General features: G+C 48.9%; 1 protein-coding gene. It reads left to right on the forward strand.

The features are described 5' to 3' along the window. Positions 1-51: 51 nt before the first annotated feature. A partial coding sequence (locus tag U8U68_RS22035; protein WP_322204624.1) for a terminase large subunit domain-containing protein occupies positions 52-746 on the forward strand: 695 nt, incomplete at its 3' end.

The raw sequence follows: 746 nt of genomic DNA on the forward strand, positions 1-746 counted from the left end.
CCGCCTGAAAAGAAAAAGGAAAGCCGCTTGCAGGCGTTACGGGACGAATAAATGCCGTTTGCAAACTACATTTACGAATATTTTTCAGGCATTCAGACGGGAAAATATACGGTTGGCAAGTGGGTTCGGCTGATTTATGAAATTGTCATTGCAGGGCTTGAACGCGGGAAATATTTCTTCAACGCGAAGAAGGCAAACAAGGCAATTCGCTTCATAGAAAATTTTTGTCACCATTGCGAGGGCCGGGACGATCTTTTGAAGCTGGAAGTGTGGCAAAAGGCTTGTGTTTCCGTGATCTTCGGGATTGTGGACGCGGACGGCTTGCGCGTGTTCCGCGAAGTCTTCATTGTCATAGGCCGGAAGAACGGAAAGACGCTTTTTGCTTCGGCGGTGATCGCGTACATGGCCTATTTAGACGGCGAATATGGAGCAAAAATATACTGCCTTGCGCCGAAGCTGGAACAAGCAAACATTGTCTATGATAACTTCTTCCAGATGATAAAGAAGGAACCAGAGCTTTCGGAGCTGTCCAAAAAGCGGCGTTCCGATATTTACGTTGAAGAAACAAACACCGTTATAAAGCCGCTGGCCTTCAACGCGAAGAAATCAGACGGCTTTAACCCGCATTTGGTTGTCAATGACGAAGTGGCAAGCTGGCGCGGCGACGGCGGGTTGAAGCAGTATGAAGTTATGAAATCCGCGCTTGGCGCGCGGCGGCAACCGTTGATCCTGTCAATCAGCACGGC

Source organism: Acutalibacter intestini (assembly GCF_034334985.1).
GTDB classification, from domain to species: domain Bacteria; phylum Bacillota; class Clostridia; order Oscillospirales; family Acutalibacteraceae; genus Acutalibacter; species Acutalibacter intestini.